Annotated in this window: 19 protein-coding genes; 5 read left to right on the top strand and 14 right to left on the bottom strand. The window is 40.9% G+C overall.

Going from position 1 to position 21,376, the window contains the following annotated elements; genetic code table 11:
• Positions 1-20: 20 nt before the first annotated feature.
• The 9 genes from ACFS5O_RS06630 to ACFS5O_RS06590 all read right to left on the bottom strand — a co-directional run bounded on the left by ACFS5O_RS06630 (position 21) and on the right by ACFS5O_RS06590 (position 10,672).
• Positions 21-1,385, bottom strand: a complete 1,365-nt coding sequence (locus ACFS5O_RS06630) for an ABC transporter substrate-binding protein (protein ID WP_205725195.1) — start codon at positions 1,383-1,385, stop codon at positions 21-23.
• Between the two features lie 241 nt (positions 1,386-1,626).
• Complete coding sequence (locus ACFS5O_RS06625; RefSeq protein WP_205725194.1) at positions 1,627-4,017, bottom strand: beta-galactosidase; 2,391 nt, start codon at positions 4,015-4,017, stop codon at positions 1,627-1,629.
• 433 nt (positions 4,018-4,450) lie between these two features.
• On the bottom strand, positions 4,451-5,284 hold the full coding sequence (locus ACFS5O_RS06620) for a glycosyltransferase (RefSeq protein ID WP_318300127.1): 834 nt from the start codon (positions 5,282-5,284) through the stop codon (positions 4,451-4,453).
• A gap of 16 nt (positions 5,285-5,300) precedes the next feature.
• The gene (locus tag ACFS5O_RS06615; RefSeq protein WP_205725193.1) at positions 5,301-6,161 is read right to left on the bottom strand and encodes a glycosyltransferase family 2 protein; all 861 of its coding nucleotides are present in this window, start codon (positions 6,159-6,161) and stop codon (positions 5,301-5,303) included.
• Positions 6,158-7,054: an O-antigen ligase family protein gene (locus ACFS5O_RS06610; protein ID WP_318300151.1), complete on the bottom strand. Its 897-nt coding sequence runs from the start codon at positions 7,052-7,054 to the stop codon at positions 6,158-6,160. Before ACFS5O_RS06610 ends, ACFS5O_RS06615 begins: the two co-directional genes overlap by 4 nt.
• 335 nt (positions 7,055-7,389) lie before the next feature.
• Entirely contained in the window at positions 7,390-8,829 is a 1,440-nt protein-coding gene (locus tag ACFS5O_RS06605) for an oligosaccharide flippase family protein (protein ID WP_205725191.1), read from the bottom strand.
• Positions 8,826-9,491 (bottom strand): sugar transferase, encoded by a 666-nt coding sequence (locus ACFS5O_RS06600; RefSeq protein ID WP_379838858.1) that lies wholly within the window; start codon positions 9,489-9,491, stop codon positions 8,826-8,828. The genes ACFS5O_RS06605 and ACFS5O_RS06600 overlap by 4 nt, the downstream gene beginning before the upstream one ends.
• On the bottom strand, positions 9,460-9,828 hold the full coding sequence (locus ACFS5O_RS06595; RefSeq protein WP_205725190.1) for a P-loop NTPase family protein: 369 nt from the start codon (positions 9,826-9,828) through the stop codon (positions 9,460-9,462). Before ACFS5O_RS06595 ends, ACFS5O_RS06600 begins: the two co-directional genes overlap by 32 nt.
• A gap of 106 nt (positions 9,829-9,934) precedes the next feature.
• Positions 9,935-10,672: a YveK family protein gene (locus ACFS5O_RS06590; RefSeq protein ID WP_205725189.1), complete on the bottom strand. Its 738-nt coding sequence runs from the start codon at positions 10,670-10,672 to the stop codon at positions 9,935-9,937.
• A gap of 308 nt (positions 10,673-10,980) precedes the next feature.
• Between ACFS5O_RS06590 and pxpB the strand changes: the two genes are divergently transcribed.
• From pxpB to ACFS5O_RS06565, 5 genes are all read left to right on the top strand, one after another.
• Positions 10,981-11,682, top strand: a complete 702-nt coding sequence (gene pxpB, locus ACFS5O_RS06585; RefSeq protein ID WP_318300125.1) for a 5-oxoprolinase subunit PxpB — start codon at positions 10,981-10,983, stop codon at positions 11,680-11,682.
• Complete coding sequence (locus ACFS5O_RS06580) at positions 11,679-12,692, top strand: 5-oxoprolinase subunit C family protein (RefSeq protein WP_205725188.1); 1,014 nt, start codon at positions 11,679-11,681, stop codon at positions 12,690-12,692. The genes pxpB and ACFS5O_RS06580 overlap by 4 nt, the downstream gene beginning before the upstream one ends.
• 15 nt (positions 12,693-12,707) lie before the next feature.
• Entirely contained in the window at positions 12,708-13,898 is a 1,191-nt protein-coding gene (locus ACFS5O_RS06575; RefSeq protein ID WP_205725187.1) for an NRAMP family divalent metal transporter, read from the top strand.
• A gap of 25 nt (positions 13,899-13,923) precedes the next feature.
• A complete protein-coding gene (locus tag ACFS5O_RS06570) occupies positions 13,924-14,715 on the top strand; it encodes a putative hydro-lyase (protein ID WP_205725186.1) in 792 nt (263 codons plus the stop codon).
• Between the two features lie 87 nt (positions 14,716-14,802).
• On the top strand, positions 14,803-15,021 hold the full coding sequence (locus ACFS5O_RS06565) for a hypothetical protein (RefSeq protein ID WP_205725185.1): 219 nt from the start codon (positions 14,803-14,805) through the stop codon (positions 15,019-15,021).
• 19 nt (positions 15,022-15,040) lie between these two features.
• Here the strand turns inward: ACFS5O_RS06565 and ACFS5O_RS06560 are convergent, their stop codons facing one another.
• From ACFS5O_RS06560 to ACFS5O_RS06540, 5 genes are all read right to left on the bottom strand, one after another.
• The gene (locus ACFS5O_RS06560; protein WP_205725184.1) at positions 15,041-16,012 is read right to left on the bottom strand and encodes a carbohydrate kinase family protein; all 972 of its coding nucleotides are present in this window, start codon (positions 16,010-16,012) and stop codon (positions 15,041-15,043) included.
• 15 nt (positions 16,013-16,027) lie between these two features.
• Complete coding sequence (locus ACFS5O_RS06555; protein ID WP_205725183.1) at positions 16,028-17,518, bottom strand: glycoside hydrolase family 32 protein; 1,491 nt, start codon at positions 17,516-17,518, stop codon at positions 16,028-16,030.
• Positions 17,519-17,579: 61 nt separating this feature from the next.
• On the bottom strand, positions 17,580-19,019 hold the full coding sequence (locus ACFS5O_RS06550) for a PTS transporter subunit EIIC (protein ID WP_379838853.1): 1,440 nt from the start codon (positions 19,017-19,019) through the stop codon (positions 17,580-17,582).
• A gap of 162 nt (positions 19,020-19,181) precedes the next feature.
• Complete coding sequence (locus ACFS5O_RS06545) at positions 19,182-20,165, bottom strand: LacI family DNA-binding transcriptional regulator (protein WP_205725181.1); 984 nt, start codon at positions 20,163-20,165, stop codon at positions 19,182-19,184.
• Positions 20,166-20,279: 114 nt separating this feature from the next.
• Entirely contained in the window at positions 20,280-21,083 is an 804-nt protein-coding gene (locus ACFS5O_RS06540; RefSeq protein WP_205725180.1) for a YihY/virulence factor BrkB family protein, read from the bottom strand.
• Positions 21,084-21,376: the final 293 nt, after the last annotated feature.

The raw sequence follows: 21,376 nt of genomic DNA, 5'->3' as shown, positions 1-21,376 counted from the left end.
CCCCTTAAACTTCAGGCTTTCTATTTATCTTTTAAAGCCTCACTTGCTTCTTTGCTCTTTTGGTCTGCTAATTGATCAAGCTGTTTTGCGTAGTCTTCAATCTTCAGATTTCCTTTGATTACGTTATCTAAAATCACAGCCACTTTCGCGTTCGCTTCTTCTCCAACCTTCACGCCAGTTGGTGCTTCCCAACGTGCATCAACATAGCCAGGTACCGTTTTAACCGGCTCAACGATGGCGTTGTCTAAGTTGTCATAAGCTGTTTTGATTCCAGGTACTTCATTGATCGCAAAGTACTCGTCTAAAATTTCAGGATCTGCGTTAACAGGTAGTGTGTTTAGTGCTTTTCCTTCTTTTTCAGCGATTTCCATACGCTTCATGAAACCTTCTTTACCGAATGACATCCACTTAGAGAAAAGGAATGCTTCTTTTGCATGTTTACTTGTTTTAGAGATTCCAACAAAGTCGTTCGTTACACCCGTTCTTCCACCTGGAAGACCGATGAAATCAAAGTCGAATGTTCCTTTTTCAACAAGAGCAGGAACTCCCCAAGTACCGTCCCATTTCACAGCAACTTGTCCGTTCATCCAAACTTCTTCTGGGTTCTCGCCTTTAAAATTCGCTTTCAAGTCATCTGGAAGTGACTCGTACGCGTAGTTGTTTGTTGTGATTTCTTTTGCAAGATTAGCTCCTGCGATGAATTCTTTTGAATCAAGAGAATATTGTCCGTCTTTAACCGTGTACCAGCCCATGTCTGGGTTTGCCGCAGCCGGATACCAGTCTGTTACAGAGAACGCATGGTTCGTTCCGGCTACACCTTTGTTGATGTTCGTTACTTCTTTAATGGATTTCGTGTACTCTTCTAGTGAAAAACCAAACTCAGGGTAATCCAGGTTCGCTTCGTTAAACAGATCTTTGTTTACTAGGTAGCCTAAGAAATGCTGTGCGAATGGAACCGCATACACTTTATCGTTGTAAGTTGCTGATTCACGAACCGCTTCTGGAATGTTAGCAAAATCTTTATCTTTTTCCGTCATTTTCGTGATGTCCATCAACCAGTCGTTTGATAGTGACGATGGAATTTGCGGAAGAGCAAAAACGTCTGGCATCTTGCCCGCACTTGCTGCAGCAGCGAGTGTTCCGTTCCAGTCTGTTGGATTAATCGACTCGTCGATCTTCACTTTGATGTTCGGATACTTTTTCTCGAACGCTTTGATCATCAGGCGCTCAAGGTTTTGTTCTTTTTCTGTACCAAGTGACCAGCTTGCATATGAGATCGTTACGTTTTCTTTCTTTTCATCAGAGCTTGCTTTTTCATCTGAGCTACAAGCTGCTACTGAAAATAGCAGTGCGATGATCATGAAAAGTGATAATACTTTCTTCATTACCTATCAACTCCCGTTAATTTTTTGGGCTATTTTGCTATGTTGCTTTTGAAAGTGTTGATTTCCGTTTCGGGTGCTTCGCTTTCCGCGGGGCAGGCGGTGAGCCCCTTGCCGCTTTGCGCCTTTAAGGGTCTCACCTGACCGCTTGTTCCGCAGGAGTCTCTCACCCTACACTTCAATCAACTTATTCAGAGATGAGAATGAAAAAATTACTTTAGCAGCAACTAGAAGATAGCCTTACTTATATTTGAATAGCGTTTGCGAACGCTGGTTGAAACCGAATGGATGCTGTTTCTTCTGTTGATTGAATCAGCACTTTGAATGTGTGCTCTTGGACTTCCTCTATTGAAACCTCTTTCGTGTCTACAGGTTTCCAGGAAGAGGAACGGAAGACGAATTCTTCTTCTTTTTGAACCATTTTTATAGTGAGTGAGATCTCGTCTTGTTGGTGTAAGGTTTCGTAGATTTCACCCGTTCCGTATTCGATGAACAGTTCTTCATGTAACAGTACGTTAACTGGTAGCATGAGGCCGCTACGCATCGGTATTGAGATTTCTTTTCCACCGAAAAGGGTGGTTCCGTCATACGTGATCGTCGTTGACTTCTTAAATTCATCAAAGTTTTGAAGGAAGAAGAAGTCTCCTTTTTCTGGTGAAGATCGAACGGTAATATCAAGCTCTTCTTCTAGTGTGAAACGACTCTCGATCCCAGCTCGTTTGGCAAGCTCGACGATGATGTCGTTTTGATAGTGAAAGCCGTGATCCATACCGATTCCAAACATATAGAGCTGACCTTTTCCAAGCTGTTTTTCAAACGCGATTACATGGTCCGGCTTGTCCTCGATATGTGCGAAATCGCCATCTGTTGTTTCATAGATTTCAGCTCGGTCAATCAACACGTTGTCTGCCTGATCAATCTGACCGAACACGCGGTGCTTTGTTTCTTTTACCGTTACGTTGATGTAGTCTTTTAGGATTGTACATGGTACGTTTTTCAGCGTTTTTGTCGGAATCGTCGGGAACAGGATCAGCTTTCCACCGTTCTCTAGATACGTGACGAGTTTTTGCTGAATGTTTTCATTCATCCACTCTGTGGTAAACATCCATAGAGAAGGGATTTCATTCGGATTGATTTCGGCATCATCCTGCACGTTGATCGCATCATAGATGATGTTGTTCACGCGAAGCGCCTTCGCGATACCGTTCGCCATAAAGGTTTCACGATCACGCTGAATGTGGTCGACCATGTGTTTCGTATGCTCATCATGAAACTCCGTCATGTAATAATCCGGATAAAAACCGAGATGCGTATCAACGACTGGCTTCGTTTGCAGAAGTGAGTTTTCAAAGGTTTGTAGCATCTTTCCGATATGCTGAATCACCGGATAATGCGGATTCTTCTGACCTGACTTTGTAAGTGGCGCCTGCCAATCGTGACGTCTGCCGAACAAACCGATGTTTTCATAGTTCTCACCCGCACCGAACATGTAATAGTTCACGCCGTTCATCCCGTCCGCGATACATAACCGCGTCGTCAGATCAAACGTTGTCGGTTGGAGCTTTGGCTTGTCGTGAATGCTTCCGCCTTGGAACTCTGCTGAGAAAAGCGGCTGCTCTTTCCATTGGATCGCTTTTGTAAAGGCGTTCGCTAAAACGATATCCACATAGCTGTCATACTCGATGTTACCGATGTAATAATCACCCGCCATGAGTGTGTTTTCGATTTTAGCGGTCTCGAGCAGCTGCGAAATGCCGATCGGGTACATCGTTCCGCGCTTTAAGATATCGATTCCATGAAAGCCATGAATGTTCACGACGAACGGAACATCGATGCCTTTCTCTTCTGCTGACTGTTTCAGATGCTCGATGAAACGCTTGTAATGCTGTCTTAAAAAGAGTCCAAATTCGTTTCGTAGAGCGTGGGCGTAGATCGCTTCAGGCTTTTTCGTCATGTTTTCCGCGAACGACCGAATCTCGCTAAACGGAATGCGGAACGTTTCTTGAAACGATTGCTCCGTATAGTTTGTTCTCAGATGTTGTTCGAACTCTTGTAGTGTTGAAGTGTTGAAATCGGGTTGGTTCGTCACCCAGTGGAACATTCCTACTTCGTTATCGAGCTGAAAAAGAATGACTGGACCACCATTTGTTACGAGAAACGGCTTAATAACGGCACAAACCTTTTCATACCAAAGTTCCGTCTTTTCTAAAAAGGTTGGGTGACTGTAACTCACGACTCGTGTTGGATGAATATCGCCAACGTTCGTTTTCGCTACCGCCTCCGGGTAGTTATTGATGAACCACGTTGGAACCCCATGATCCACGATCTCTGCCATCACATATGGACCCGGACGGACTAGACAGTACATCCCCTCTTCTTTTACGAGCTGCAGAAATGTTTGTAGATCACGTTCTGGCCGAGAGGTTCCGATAAGATCCGTAACACCTTCCTCATACTCGTGAAAAATCCACGGCACGTACGTGCTGATCATGTTCGCTCCCGCTTCTTTAACTTGCTGGATGCGCTCGCGCCAGTCTTGCTTAGGAATTCGAAAGTAGTGAAGTTCTCCACCGAACAAGAAGACCTCCTGACCGTCCACGATCACTTTTTCATCTTTTATAGCTATGCTTTTCATAAATCACCTCTTCATCCGGAGTAACCGGGGTACTGGAGTAAAAATAAGTTTGAATCAAGTGGGTGATGCGTTTGGTACAGTAATTCGAAACGTTTCGATATTATTCAAAAAAATAGGAATTTAGGTAAATATAAACGTTTTGATTGTTATGTGATACCTAAAATCCTCATTTTACCAATAGAAACGTTTCACTTTTCAATATTATAATCCAACTTGTAAACGGTTACAATATAATTTTCTAAAAATTATGACCCTCTTTTAACTATTAAATAAGTTTTTCTCTTTAAACTAAGTAAACACAGGTTTTTATCACAATGAAATGTATTTTCATTAAAACTTTCAATTAAAATGAGCTGTTTAGGTCTTACTCACAAAAACAAAAAGACACCTATAGTAGGTTAAAAACCTACTATAGGTGTCTTTAATTACTGTTTCATCCTGCTGTTCTAAGGAATTTCCTATAGATAAAACTTCTCAAAGCATTTGGAACTACCCTTACTAATGTTCGTGTTACCACATTAGTTATAAATTCAGAATTCGAAATGAATTTCATATTATAAAATTCTCGCTGTAATTTCACTTCATTTAACACATATTTAATTCCACCTCTTCTTTGGAACATAGTTTCTCCGGCCCGTGCAAAAACTAAGACTTCTTCCAAATTTTCAAGTTTGAATCCCCGATTTAGTAGCCGCACCCATAAATAATAATCTTCATTCCATAAAAATGACTGATAACTTCCTACTCTGAGAATACTTTGCTTACGAAATACAACGGTCATATGGTTTAACGGATTCCTTTTTTTGCTGTAAATTTTAATTCTATCTGCAGAGCTGGGAACTTTTCTAATATAGGTGGACTGATCACCATTCTCATCAAATTCTTGAATCCAAGAACCAATTACATCAACATCAGGATGTTCCATCAAATAAGAAATTTGCTTCTTAAAACGATCCTGATGGCAGATGTCATCTGAATCCATGCGTCCTATGACCTCGTACTTACAGTGTTTGACACCAATCCGTAACGCTTCTCCTAACCCCATATTTTCTCTGAGTGAGATGACTTTAACCAGTTCAGGATAACTTGCCGTATATGATTCAAGAACCCTATTTAGTTCTTTCGTTAATGGTCCATCTTTTATAATAATGAATTCACTAGGAGCTAAAGTTTGATGTAGGACACTCTCGATTGCCTCTTGCAAATATTTAGGTTTTTCCCTTGCATACACAGACATTAAAACAGAATAGTTCATCTTACCTTCCACTCCATTCCACCAAAATTTAATTCAAGAAGCCATGCAATCTTCCTATTATAGATGCAATTCTAATTCTTACAAGAAATGGTTTGAACTGTAGTATACTAAGTACAGTTTTAGCTATCCCAATTGCTATTGTTCCTAATTTAATAATCAGAGAATATTGGTGATTCTTCATAACGTATCCAGCGGCCGCAGAATAAATAAATGTCTTGCGAATCAATTCTTTTTTTTGCTGTTGAGTCAGGTCCTTAGTCAATAGGACCGGGGCCGGGTGATAGACGATAATATGAGGTACATAGTGCATAGTAAAACCTGCATCTAAAAGTCTAAGCGGGAAATCTTTATCTTCAGCACCTTTCCATTTAGAATGTGGACCGACACCAAGTGTTTCATCAAATCCTTTAATATGATGAAAGACATGATGTTTGATGAAAAGCGTGATGGAACTAACTTGCGTCCATATGTTAAGTCGATTGATAACTCCTTCTCTTTTACCAAAATTTTTAATTCGATTTCCGCTGATTGCGTCATGCCACGCGACAGAAATGGCATCAACTTTTGTTTCTTTCTCAAAAAAACGGCAAACATTCAAAAGTAAACCGTTTGAATACAGACAATCATCATCCGGAAAAGCAATAATCTGTCCTTCCGCTTCCTGCAGTCCTCGGTTTCGCGCTAAAGAGAGTCCTTTTTTGGAATATCTAATGTGTTTGATACAAAAAGCTTCCTTGTAAACTTCAACAATCGGTCTGAGGAAATCAGTGTCGTTTTGGTCAACGATAATTAGCTCAAAATCCTTATAACTCTGCTGCTTTAAACTCTTTAGGAAAGCAATAACTTCATTTTCTCTTCCTACCGTTGCCATAATTAATGAAAATTTCATAAAACTACCTCTCTTTCCGTGCGATCTAAACCTTTTGTTAAACGGATTGAACTGAGCAGCAAGATACCATAGATGAAAAACAACTCTCTAAAACCCATTACATTTAAACTCGTATTCACAATGACGAAAAATATTAAAAGGCTGAGTGGTACATAGTTTCCTTTTTGAATTTGAAGGAAGGTTCTTATAAAGAAGAAAAAAAATATCAAAGATAAAATAAGTGTTCCGACAATGCCGAGTTCGACTAGAAATTGCAAAAACATGTTGTGGGGGTTTTTAAAAGTAAGTTGCGTTAGTGTTGGTTCCAATCCTAAATAATATTTTGCTCCGATTGAACTACCGCTCTGAAAACCATTTCCAAAAAAAAGTGTAAAACGATCACTATTAGAAAAACCGTTATAGATTGCGCTCCAAACATCTAACCTGTCACTAGAATCTCTTAAGAAAAAACGATTAAACGATTGATAGTTTAAACCTGTAGCGTTCTCACTACCAAATTTGCTGTAGATTAAGTAAATGATTGGCACACAAAGCATCCCTGCCAAAGAATAGAATAAAATTCTCGGTTTATTTTTTTCTTTTAAAAGGTAGGTTAGTAGCGACGTGATAAGAAATGCTAACACCACACCTCTTGATAAAGTATTAAGAAAGAAATAACTTAAGAGCAATAGAATCACGATGTTCTGCGCAATACTTCTTATTTTGTGAGTAAAGCAAAAATAGAACAGTGATAAACCTATGAAAACAGCAAAATAATTAGGGTCAGAAATAACCTCTCCTTGATATTCAAACCATCCAAACCGATTTTCTATTATTTCAATAGATACTAGATTATGCAGAATGGAAACGAACAGACATGTAAATAGAACACCGAATGAGTAACTTCTGTACATGCGCCAAAATAAATTTTGATGAGCTATATATTCCACCAAAATTAATATAACAACGTATACAAGAATGAGACTAACACCTGAAAACATCATAAATGTGTATTTCAAGTAAAAAAGAGATCCAGTCATATAGATTAAGAGGATGAGAAAGCCATAATTATAAGGGGTGACAAAGATATATTGCTTTTTTATATCTGAAAAAAAAATTGAAAATGCCAACAGACTTACTATGGAGACAAAAAGAACGATATACAGCTGTTCTTTGTTGCCAAAAAGATGAAAGCGAAAAACGTAGAGAAATAAAAGAAGAAAAGAAAAATGGATACATATCTTTTCTCTCATAGCCTTTTCTCCTTTATCTTGTATTGTAAAACTTGCTGAGTCTGACTTATTTTATATCGATTCAGAATAACACTTCTCAGCTCTCCATCCAGTAAAGGTAAGAACAATATGATAAATAAATTTAGTACAGCGGAGAAAATAGACTGATCAATAAAACTGGAGGTTACATACAGAGAAACGACTCCAGTAACAAGATAGGGCAACAACACTCTTTTTCCGATCAAAAACCAGCTTGGATTTGCCAACCAGAAACAAATAACTGCAAAGCACTCAATAAAAACAACAGAGTAAGCAGCACCATACAGGCCAAATCGTAAACTCAAAGAATAATACACCACAATTGCTAAAAGAACGGCTACTAACTGAATACATGTTCTCCTAGTTTGAAGCCCCTTCGTTGTCAATCCATCTGCAAGGGCAAAGCTAAGACTCTGTAAAAAAAGAACAATAGAAACAATTCGCAGTGGCTCTGACGCACTCAACCACTCTTTTCCAAATAATAGCCGAATCACTTCAGTGGACATATGAAACAAAGGAATCGTGATGATGATACCTATTAACCCCATCACTTTCAGCTGTGTAATGTTAAGATTTAGATGCTTTTCCCTGTCGCCCGAATTCCAATATCTAAAAAGGACAGGGTAAAAAGCACCTGCAACAACGCCTGGCACTTGATAGAGAGCTGAGGGAATTCTATATGCAATTGCAAACAAACCCACATAGTGTAGTAACAACGTTTTCTCTAATACGAGAGGACCTAGCTGTGGCAATAACATCATAAGAAGGCCACTAACGATAAAAGGGGACAACTGAAACAATATTTTCTTCTCAAACGCCTCTCTTAAATGAACACGAGTGTGTTTAAATAAAATTAATAAACTATACAGTCCACCTAAAACGTAAGAAAATCCAAACAATAACGCGATGATCGTTACAGGTAGTTTTAACAACATACCTATCACCACAAATACAACACATGCTACTGAAGACCAGATTCTGATCAAACCTACGTTATGCATCTTTTCGACCATTTGAAAATAAGTGATACTAATGTTTTGTAGAGCAAGCCCAGTAATTACAGGAACGAGCATGTAATAAAAAACTTCTTTCAAACCTTCTTTTTCGTAAAAAAGTTCAATAAAAATAACAGATACGAACAATGTCCCGAAAAGTAATATCAATCTAAGCTTTATATAAGAGGATAAAAGTTTAACAATGTTTGCACTCGTCTTGGAGCTTTCTCGAATAACTGTGTTACTTACTCCTGCATCCGTAAAAAAACCCATTACCATAGAGAACGCTAAAGCCACACTAAACATCCCATATTCCCGTGCATTTAAATATTGAGCAAGAACGATCAGTGCTGCAGCGAACAATATTCTAGAAAGAACCGTGCTATACAAAAGGTGAATAACGTTTGATACGATTGACCTCATCTTGCACCATCACCAGTAATGAGGACTTTAATCGTACGGAAAAGGATTTTGAGATCAAACCAGAGAGATGCATGTTGAATGTAGTGAAGATCGAATGCAAGTTTTTGTTCAGGGGTAAGATCGTAACCACCATTCACTTGTGCCCATCCTGTTAGACCGGGCTTTACAGTTGTTCGTTTTATGAAATAAGGAAGCTGCTCTTCAAACTGATTATAAAAGAATTTCCTCTCTGGACGAGGACCAACTAGAGACATCTCTCCTCTTAAAATATTGAAGAGCTGGGGTACTTCATCTATTCTTGTTTTTCGTAGGAATGATCCAATCTTTGTAATACGAGGGTCGTTCTTTAAAGCCCACATTTCCCCGTATTTCTCGGCATCCATATACATGGAACGAAGCTTAATAATTCGAATTGGCCTACCATCAAGTCCTAATCTATCCTGAAGATATAAAGGAGAACCAGGAGTCTCCATTTTAATCGCGATACACGCGACGATAAGTAATGGCCACATTATGATAAGTGCTGTTAAAGATATCAGAATATCTAGTATCCTTTTACTCCATTCAAATGCTTTTGTAAATGATGAAAGGTTCTTTTGTTCTACTTGTTGAACATGTACTCGTATGTGCTCAACTCTCAACAGCTTTACGCCCCTTTCCAAAAAAACGGTTTAAACGCATTTTAGGCGCTTTTCGATAGATAATTCCAATTAAATCGGTATTACTTTTTTGAAGAAGCATTTTTACTTTTTTCATATCTTCTTTCTTTGTAACTTTTTCTTGTAAGACAAGCACAACTCCATCACAGGTAGCTGTTAACCGCTGCATGTCCACATTGTTTAAATAATTAGTTGAAAAGAAAAGAATATGATCATAGTCTGATTGTTTTTGGTCAACTAACTGTTTAATTTTTGAAAAGCTATTGTTTTGTGTATTAGTTAGCAATAAAACTTTCTTTCCTTCTTTTGAAAGTAAACTCGCAATATTGATTGCTATCATGTGTTGACCCTTTATTAAGGTTGGAGAAGTAATCATAAGTGTCTTCCATTTCTCCTGCATTCCCATCTCTATGTTATTTCTAATGATTGAGTACGTTTGATTCAGATCATAAGATCGATTCTTGTTTTCCATAAAACTCAAGTGACTCCCTTCTTATGAAAATATCAGTCTTTCTCTTTTCTTCTACTTCTAAACGAGATTGAATAATTCCGAGAAGGGGTACATTGAAGATGTCTTCAACTTCTTTAGGATGATTCAACTTGTCATCCAAACTATCAATAATTATGGCAAGGCATGCACCAGCTAAAATGGAAATGATGAGGGAGAGTACAACACCAAGAACTGTAGGCATGAATTGAATGCTTGCACTTTCTTCAATGCCAGTTTCATTAAGGACTTGTATATTATCCTCTTCTGTAAACCTCTTCATTTTTTCTTTTGAAACAGCCGTCACAGTCAACGCAATATCACGGGCTAAACGAGCATCCTGATCATTCACTACTATACTTACTATTTGAGAGTTTTCATTATTAAGAACAGAAATTTGATTGCGGATATCAGTACTAGATCGGTTTAAATTTAATTCTTTCTTTAACGTTTCCATCACGATCTGACTCTTAATCACATCCTTATAAGAGTTAATAAGCTGCAAGTTACCATTAACTGTATTATCTTGTTGCAATCCTCCAACGAGAACTTCTCTTGAATATTGATAACTAGGAGACATGAAGTAAACGATGACTAAACAGGAGAACAAAAACAAAGTTAATGTAGTTACTGAAATGATTGTTTTTCTACGTTTTAATACATTTATCGTATCTATAATGTTCATTTTCTCCTGCATAACAATCCCTCCGAATAGGTAGTGTTAAAATGTTCAATATAGAGAAACTAGAAAAAGCACGATTTCTTTTATAGGAAAATGAAATATAACGAACAATTAAGTTCTTTATAAAGAACAAACTATTACTTGTATTATAGGGATAAGTTATAAAAAAGACAACTATTTAATTTGTAATTTTTTACACTACAATTAATTATTGGATTTTTCAATAACCCTTTGATTTTAGAGAAAGAATTGCTATATACTAGACCTTTATAAATATACAAATATTCTGATTAATTTTACATAAAAAGACAGGAGATCTGACGATGAAATATACCATTGAGCCTTTAGGCGATAACAGCTTAATCATTGAACTCGGACAAGATATGAGCCCTGAGATCCAGCAAAAAGTCAAAAAAATCTCCTCTTTCTTTGAAGAGCATGCGTTTGACTGGGTGATTGAGACCGTACCTGGATTTACGACGGTTGCTGTTTTTTATGATCCGTTGAAGATTGAAACAACCTCTCTTCCTTATGATGAAGTATGCAAATTTTTGGAACCGCTTTTAGATGAGTTAGAAGTGGATGATAACGCTGAACCTCGTGTGGTGGAGATTCCCGTCTGTTATGGCGGTGAGTTTGGTCCAGATTTAGAGGAAGTCGCGAATCACAACGGACTTACGGTTGACGAAGTGATTGATATCCATTCGAATGGTGAATACACCGTTTATATGATCGGATTCGCTCCTGGCTTTCCGTATATCGGTGGCATGAGTGAAAGAATCGCAGCACCGAGACGAAGTAATCCGAGACTGAAGATTCCTGCTGGTTCCGTTGGGATTGCCGGCAAACAAACAGGCGTATATCCGATCGAAACGCCAGGCGGATGGCAGCTGATCGGCAAAACACCAGAAAAGCTCTTTACCCCAGAAGGAGAAACACCTTCCCTTCTTCAAGCGGGTGACCAGATCAAATTTGTACCGATCTCAGAAGAAGAGTTTCAAAAATATGAGGAGGACGCAAAATGATTAAAATCACAAAACCAGGCCTCCTAACGAGTGTTCAAGATCTTGGCCGTTACGGATCACAAAAATATGGTGTGATCACGAGTGGTGTCATGGACACGACAGCACATCGGATAGCAAATTCTTTAGTTGGAAATGATGAGAATGAAGCGACATTAGAGCTTACGCTGCTCGGACCTGATATGGTGTTTCATGAAGATACGCTAATCGCGATCTGCGGAGGAAACTTGTCTCCTTCCATTGACGGAAAACCTGTAAAGTTGTGGCGCTCCGTGCTCGTGTCGGCTGGCAGCAAGCTAAAATTCGGCGGCTGTAAAACGGGATGCCGCGCTTACCTCGCTGTAGCTGGCGGTTTTGATGTGCCAGTAGTTATGAACAGTAAATCTACATACTTACGAGCTGGAATCGGCGGACACAATGGGAAAGCCATTCAGAATGACGATGAGCTTTCTATCGGAAAACCAAGTGAACTTTCCGAAAAAATAACTAAAGTTTTAGACGCCCAACGTGGAGAGAAAAAGTTTGTGGAGATGCAGTGGACGATCTCTTCAGATTTTATCGCGTCTTCTGCTTCCAAACCGCAAGTCCGTGTTATGAAAGGGAGGCAATATGACTGGTTCACAACAGAAAGCCAGATGAAGCTTTTTACCGAGCACTTTGAAGTGACATCACAATCGGACCGGATGGGTTACCGCTTAAAAGGACCCCAGCTTGAACTTCAAGAGAAACAAGAAATGCTTTCTGAAGCTGTGAGCTTTGGCACGATTCAAGTTCCGTCAGAAGGCAATCCGATCGTACTTCTTGCGGACCGCCAAACTACCGGGGGATATCCAAAGATCGGGCAGATCGCTACAGTTGATCTCTCAATCATGGCGCAGCTGAAGCCTGGAGACAAAGTACAGTTCGTCGAAGTTTCACACGAAGTGGCTCAACAACTCTATTTAGACCGTGAAAAGAAATTGCACCAGTTAAAACAAGGAATCGCACTTAAGATCCGACAAGAATCGAAGTAATTTAGGAGGTAAGTTATGAAAAAAGAGTCAAAAGCTAGTATTCTTTTAGGCGCCGCGTTCTTGATGGCAACATCTGCGATCGGCCCAGGATTTTTAACCCAGACTACTCACTTTACGTCCATTCTCGCAGCGAGTTTTGGTTTTGTTATTTTAACATCGATCATTATTGATATTGGCGCGCAGATGAACGTATGGCGAATTATCGCTGTCTCTGAAAAAAGAGCACAAGATATCGCTAATGCCGTCCTTCCAGGCTTAGGTGTATTCCTAGCGATATTGATTGTTATAGGAGGGCTCGCGTTTAACATCGGAAATATAGCCGGTGCTGGACTTGGTCTAAATGTTCTGTTCGGCGTTTCCCCTACAACGGGAGCTATACTCAGTGGGATCGTGGCCATCTTAGTATTCGTTGTGCGTGAAGCTGGAAAAGCGATGGACCGTTTCACACAAGTCGCCGGTTTTGTCATGATCGCTTTAACCGTCTATGTCATGTTCACAGCGCAACCTCCTGTTGGAGAAGCAGTCGTAAAGACGTTCGCACCCGACACGATTGATATTTTAGCGATCGTCACACTGGTCGGTGGAACGGTCGGTGGATATATCACGTTTGCTGGAGCACACAGGTTGCTTGATGCAGGAATTAAAGGAAAAGAAAGCTTAGGAGAAGTAACAAAAGGTTCTATCTCCGCAATCGGGATCGCATCCATCATGCGTATTTTTTTATTCTTAGCCGCACTTGGAATCGTATCTCAAGGTCTTGCGCTTGATCCGAAGAACCCACCAGCTTCTGTTTTCCAGTTAGCTGCCGGAAACATTGGCTACAAAATGTTCGGTGTCGTTATGTGGGCCGCTGCCATCACATCTGTTGTTGGTGCAGCGTATACGTCCGTTTCATTCATCCGTACATTCAGTGCAACATTGGAAAAATACCACAAATGGATCATCATCGGTTTCATCGCCATTTCGACCGTGGTCTTCGCACTCGTTGGAAAACCTGTTGCCATTTTGATTCTCGTAGGTGCTTTAAACGGTCTCATTCTCCCAATCTCACTCGGCGTAATGTTGATTGCAGCATACAAGCCTAAGATCGTTGGAGATTACAAGCATCCGATGTGGATGACAATCTTTGGCGTCGTGATCGTTCTGATCATGGCCGCGATGAGTGTTTACACGATGTACACAGAAGTTCCGAAACTTTTCGCTTAACTACTTATAAAAAGGGGAGCTTCTTATGAACGCACTAGACCGTTTAACTCCAGTTGAAGCCCGTGATCTGATACGACGTGGTGAGTGGAGAAAGCCAACAAGTGGACTCGCAAACGGATTTACACAAGGAAATCTTGTCGTGTTGCCGAAAGATTTGGCGTTTGAGTTCCTTTTATTTTGTCAGCGAAATCCGAAACCTTGTCCGGTGCTTGATGTAACGGAGCCAGGTTCAGCCGTTCCTGCCTTAGTTGCGCCTGGTGCCGATCTGCGCGTGGACATACCGAAGTATAACGTCTATCGTCACGGTGAACTTGTTGAAGAGTGTACCGATATTACATCACTATGGAGTGAGGACATGGTCGGCTTCCTGCTTGGTTGCAGCTTTACGTTTGAGCATGCATTGATGAACAACGGAATTCCTGTTCGCCACATCGAGCGGGGATGCAACGTTCCGATGTTTAAAACAAACATCGAATGTGTAAAGGCCGGCCGATTTGAAGGTCCGATGGTCGTGAGTATGCGCCCGGTTCCTGAAAAAGATGTCGTTCGAGCGGTTCAAGTAACAAGCCGCTTCCCTTCTGTTCACGGAGCTCCGGTTCATATAGGAAATCCCGAAGCAATCGGTGTGGCTGATCTCTATCAACCAGATTTCGGTGACCCTGTTCAGCTTCATGACGGTGAAGTTCCTGTGTTTTGGGCATGTGGGGTAACACCTCAAGCTGTCGCGATGCATGTGAAACCAGAGATCATGATCACACACGCTCCCGGACACATGTTCATTACCGATGTTCGAGATGAAAAGTATGGGGTTTTGTGAGTTGATATTGTTAAATGAGGAGAGAATCTACTTCCGTAGATTCTTTTTTCTTTTTTAGAGAGCTTTTTTAGGTGTGAGGATGACTATTTGGGTACGAATTTTGTTCTTAGCGGTGGTGACGAGCGTTTTATCGGTGAAAAGGTAGCGATCATCGGTGCTCGGAGCAACGTTACCGGTGAATACGTTGCGTTTACAGGTGGAAACAAACACATTAGCGGTGAACGTGTAACAAATATAAGAACGCGTACCGTAAAATTCACCACTCTTCACATCAAAAAAGGCGGTCAAAAGTATATCTACTTTTAAAGACCGCCTCTCGCCTTGCTTAATCCCTATCCACAAGTTCCAGTACTTGTGTCTTATTCGGCAGTGCTGAGATCGCACCTTTCCCACTTGCCGTTAATGCACCGCTTGCATTCGCAAACTGCAAAATATCTTTATGGTACTCTTGGAGTACGTTTACTAAATTCTCACGTGTAGCTGCAGCCTCTAGCAGTTTAAACAAAAATCCGCCGATAAACGCATCACCTGCACCCGTTGTATCCTGAACTTCAACCTTGTACCCTGATGATTCAAACTTTGTATCTCTTACGTATAGGTCAGCTCCTGCTGCACCCTTCGTATACACTACGGCTTGCACATCACCTACAAACATTGATTGAATGGCTTCATCCACATCATGGATACCTGTGATGAATTCCAGCTCCTCATCAGACACTTTCACGATATGTGCGTGCGGTAAAAACTCATGAATCGCATTCCGGCAATCTGCCGGACTCTCCCATAGCGGCAGTCTTACGTTCGGATCAAAGCTCACGAGTCCACCTTTTTTCTTCATAAACTGAACAGCTGTCCGATGTGCCTCTTTCATCGGACTTTCCACAAGGTCCACGGAGCAGAAATGAAGGATGTCTCCTTCACTAAACCACTTCTCATCGATCTCTTCTTTACTTAAAAGCAGATCAGCAGAAGGTTTTCGGTAAAAGGAGAAATCGCGCTCACCGTTTTCTTTTAACGAAACAAACGCAAGCCCTGTATTCGCTTCTTTCGTGCGAGAGATCTTATCTGTCTCTACTCCTGCATTTCTCAGCTGTTCGATAAGAAAATCACCAAACGCATCATGTCCAAGTTTCGTGATCATCGATGCCTCATGTCCAAATTTTGCAACCGCAGCGGCAACATTGGCCGGAGCCCCTCCGGGAGCACGTTCGAACGAAACGACATCTTTTAAGGCCACGCCTTTTTGTTCTGGAATAAAATCAATTAGTACTTCGCCGATTGAAAATAGTTTTGACATACTCCCACCCTTACCTTAAACCGTGATTCCTTGAGATAGCTCGTGCTTCGTATAGCTACCACTCAATGAATCATCACTAAACACTTTGATTCCTTTTGATTCTTTTTTAGGGAACACTCTTGTCGTAAACACAACTTCGCCATCATTGATAAAAATCTCTGCTATGCTGTGATCAACAAACACGCGAATCTTAACTGAATCACCATTTGCAAGCTCTGAACTTCGCACATATCCGAAATCGCCGCCAAATGCTGCATCAAATTTCTCACGGTTCACAGAGACGGTTTGTTTTTCTCGGTCAAATGCTAGGACTAGACCTTCCGTTTCTGATGCAAACAATTCTACGCCAAACTGGTTCGCTTCTATATCGCTAAAATCAAGCTCCAACTCGTATTGATCTAACGCATTCTGTATCTCAACTGCTCCCTCCACAATCTCCATCTCAGAGGATTCAGATCGTACCCTTAACTGTTTTAACTCATCAGCTGGTTTTTGACGAAGCTTACCATCCACAACCTCGAGTTCACGTGGGATTGAAAGGCAATGCGCCCATTTTTCCTTGTCTGTCGGGTACTCGACCTCTCCCATTCCAGCCCATGCGAATAGAAGACGTTCGTTATTTTTTCCTGCGAACGATTGTGGTGCGTAAAAGTCAAAACCTTTATCCAGTTCGTGATGTGTTTCTACATCAAAAGTAAGTCTATCAATATCTAACTTTCCGATAACAGAGATCACATTATATAGATTATGATAGTTGTGCCCATCAGCATCTAAGCCTTGCGGAGAGACAATGAGTACATCTTTCCCGCTAACTTCGAAATAATCCGGGCACTCTAGCATATAGACAGAATTCGGTAGATCTAAAGCTAGCTTCAGTTCACCTTTAAAGCGCCAATCCACTGCATTTTCAGATTCATAGACAATGAGTGCACCTGTCTGGTCCGTGCGCTGAGCACCTAATAACATGTAATAGCGTCCGTCTTTTTCAAAGACCTTCGGATCCCGAACATGTCCCGTATACCCTTCTGGAACTCCTTCGATCACAGGGTTGTTAGCATATTTCGTAATCGTGCCGTCTTTCTCCATGATCGCCAGGCACTGGTTAGCCGATCTCTCTTCTGCACTATATTTGATGTTGCCTGTGTAATACATGTACAGCTTTCCATCCACTTCAAGGGACGCTCCTGAATACGCCCCATGTGATTCGTAGTCCTCTATTGGAACAAGTGCGACGGGCTGTCTTTCCCAGTTCACGAGATCGCTTGATTTCACATACGCCCAGTGCTTCATGCCGTGCATAGCATCGAACGGATACCACTGGTAAAACACATGAAACTCACCGTTAAAGTACGCAAGACCGTTCGGGTCGTTAATCAATCCGAACTGAGGATGTATATGAAAAGCTGGCTTCCATGCGGAAGTAGCCGACATCCCTTTCAAATTCTCCAATTCATTTTCTTGTGCTTCCAAGATCGTTCTATATTTTGGTTCCATATATTTTGCCATAATGAGTCCTCTCCTGCTTAAAAATAGCGATGAGAGGAATTTCTCCCTCTCATCCTTGAGATTAGTCCATGTTTGGTTTTCTTACTTTTAAATAAATGATCGTTAAAATCGCTCCGACTGCGAGCGCCAACAGGTTTGCCGCTACATAGTGAAGATGACCACTATCTTTTGCAGCGATGATCGCAAATCCAGGTATAGCGGTAGCACCAAAACCAAGAGCTTTAATGCCTGATAAGTAGACGTAAGCTCCGCCGATCGCGCCACCGATACTTCCCATGATCAGAGGAAACTTGTATTTAACGTTTACTCCGAACAGAGCTGGCTCTGAGATCCCAAACAACGTTGAACCGAATGCAGAAACACCGATCTGTCTTGCTTTTTCACTTTTCCACATCGCTAGCGTGTAACCGAGAACAGCTCCACCCTGCCCCATCAAGGCAACAGACATTAATGGCATTATGAAATTTGAACCTGTATCCGCGATCAATTGAGCCTCTACAGCTCCAATCACGTGATGAAGACCTGTGATTACGATGATCTGCTGAACACCTGCAAACAACATGAATCCTACAATACCAAGATGATCAACAGACCACATCAGACCGTTTGTAATTCCATCTGACAGCAAGCGGCCTAACGGGCCGACTGCTGAAAACAATAGAAACCCTGATACCACAATCGTTAAGAACGGTGCCAAGAAAAGTTTGATCATATCAGGTACTTTTCGGCTAAAGAATTTATCCAGCTTCGCAATAACAAATCCCATCATCAGGGCGATGATTATACCGCCTTGGAAAGCAACAAGAGACACTTTTAAACCAAATAAGCTGATTACTTCTGGTTTAACCGTCCCGTTTCCAACGGCATAAGCATTAGCAAGATCCGGGTGAAGCATGATCGCGCCAAGCACAAGACCAAGTACGGGATTCCCACCGAACCGTTTTGTTGCTGAATAAACAACGAGTAGCGGTAAGATCGTAAAAATACCAGTAGACATGATCGAGATGAAACGGTTGAACCCTTCAATGGCCGGATACATCTCTACAACTGATTTCGGACCAAAGATTCCTTTTTGGCTTAACAGTCCTGTAACACCCATTAAGAGTGCAGCCGCAAGCAAGCCAGGAATAATTTCGACGAACACATCAGACAATGCTTTAATTCCTCTTTGGAATGCATTTTGTTTTTGAGCGGATTGTTCTTTTACATCGCCAAGTGACATTCCAGAAATGCCAGCTTCCTCCGTAAATACGGCATACACGTCATTGACCGTTCCTGCTCCAATAATGATTTGCAGCTGATCGCCAGCTACAAACGATCCTTTCACATGATCAAGTTCACCGATAGCTTTCGTGTCAGCCAGCGAGTTATCTTTGAGTACAAGTCGCAGTCTTGTCGCACAATGAGCTGCGCCTTGAATATTTTCTTTTTCGCCTATTAATCTGATCATTTCCTTAACGGTAGGCAGGTATTTTGATTTTATAGTAGAATCAGCCATCATTTTGTTCCTCCCCTAAACACGTATCCGGAACCGGTTCCAATTTGTGATAAAAAAATTCCGTTGTTCCCATTATTGTGTAGAAACTAATGGGAACCGGTTCCACAAACCTATAATAAAATAGCTGATAACATTTTGCAACCCTTTTCTGAAAACGTTATCAGCTTATATTTTCTTCACACTTTCCCCTTCAATGAAGTGAAATCCGGAGACCTGTAGTTTCTGAACTTCTTCGCCTTCTGTCATACTGATGATCGTTCTAGCCGCTTGGATACCCGTTTGCTCATTTTTAAAACGAATCGTTGTTAGTGTTGGATGGATGACTTCCGAAATGTTATATCCTCCAAAACCAGCCAGCGAATAATCATCTGGCACTTTTTTTCCGAGCTTCGAGATGGTCTTCATCGCTCCAAATGCGATCGTATCTGTGGCACATATGATAGCTGTGGGTGCTGAAGTTTCAAGTACTTTTTTTGTGACTTCAGAAGCGTTATGTAAATCGAACTGTGAGACATATGTTTGAACGTCTGTAATTCCTGCTTGTGCAAGTCCATCCAAAACCCCTTGCTTACGCTTCTGTCCAACTGCTACATCACTTTCGGTTACGCCCAGATAGACAATCGATCGATGCCCTTGAGTTGCCATGTATTGTCCCATTGCAAAACCAGCTTGATAATCGTCGTTTATGATGCAGTTAAACGCATCCACTTCCTGCGCTACAACGAGTACCGGAATAGAAATCGCCTGGATGGTTTCGTAATGCTTATCAGTAATACCCGTAGAAATAAGGATGATACCGTCCACTTTTTGACGTGAAAGGTTGATCAAGCTTTCAATTTCTCGATCTACATGCTTGCTCGTGCTGATGATCAGCGTCGTATATTCACGCTTTCTTAGTTCTTCATCAATCGCCATTAAGACAGTAGACGTTACATACGAATCTAATGTAGGAGCAATCACACCAATAAAATTAGTTTTCTTCGCTTTTAAGCTCTGAGCGAATGAGTTCGGCTCATAATTGGTCTCTTCAATGACTTTTCGAATTTTCGCTTTCGTTGTTTCACTAACATTGCCGCCGTTCAGATAGCGTGAAACGGTACTTTTCGCAACGCCAGCGAGTTTCGCTATATCCTTGATCGTTTTATTCATGTCATTCACCTACTTCATTAAAAACTGCTAGATGGTTACCATTATAGTATATGGATAGAGTTGTTTAAAGGAGAAGAAAAAAGACTGACCCTCCAAAAGGTCAGCCTTCATTATTTATTTACTTGGATGCACCACGGTATTCAGCAACCCACCAAGGATGATGATCATCGCAGAAAGGTAGAACCATAACATCAATACGACAAGACCTGCTACTTGCCCGTAGAGCGCAGAATAGTTGCTTCCACTCACGTACGTAGCAAAGCCCATTGAAACGAGCTGCCAGCCGATCGTCGCAAAAAATGCACCTGGAAGTACTTTTTTAAATCCAAGCTTGATGCTCGGAGCAAAGGAATAGAGCATGATAAAAAATAACAGCAAAAACACGGTTCCTATTCCCCACTGCACGATGATCCATAGCTTTTGAAAAGCAAGGTTCGAAAAGATGCCTTCCAAATACACCCGCAGGATTTTTTCAAACAACGGTACAAATACCGAGAACAGGACAGCGAGCATGAATCCGACGGTTAACAATAAACTTTCTAAAATCTGTTTTAGCATGTTCTCGTCATTTCGTACTTGGTACGCATCGTTCATGATACGCTTCATACTTTGAAAACCCATTGATGAAAGCCACAATGTGACGATCAAACTGAACGATAATAGGTTTCCTTCTTGTCTCATAACCGTATAGGATAATGTCTTATCGATTAGATTGTATGTGCTCTCAGGCGCATACGGCTGGACTAGCTCTAGTATATTTTCTTCTTTCAGTGGTAAATATGTCAGCAATGAATAGATAACGAGCAAAAATGGAAAGACCGACATTAAAAAATAATAGGCCATCTGTGCCGATAAATCGTATACCCTCAGTTTGAGAAATCGGTCACCTAGTTGTTTTAACACTTTAACGATATTCATGTTGCAACACCTCTTTAGTTAAAGCCAGTCCATAAATACAGTAATATAATATATACGTTAAAAGTAGTCAAATCAGATCACTTTTTTGTGAAAAAAATCTTCTTTTGTGAGTGAGCGTGTATGGAAGCTATCATATCTAAGATATTAATGAGGCTAAAAACCTTCAATGTTTCATCCCAATACTCCCATGGGTCTTCGTGCATGTCCTATTGGTCTTCCTCAACTTCTATGGGTCGTAAGGTTACCGCACTTACCGAAACTCAACTTACTGTTTCCTTCGATGCACTCATAAA

Origin of the sequence: Fictibacillus nanhaiensis (genome assembly GCF_042686385.1) — a bacterium.
Lineage (GTDB): Bacteria > Bacillota > Bacilli > Bacillales > Fictibacillaceae > Fictibacillus > Fictibacillus nanhaiensis.
Note: the sequence above shows the minus strand (reverse complement) of the source record. Positions and strands in the feature narration are given on the sequence as shown.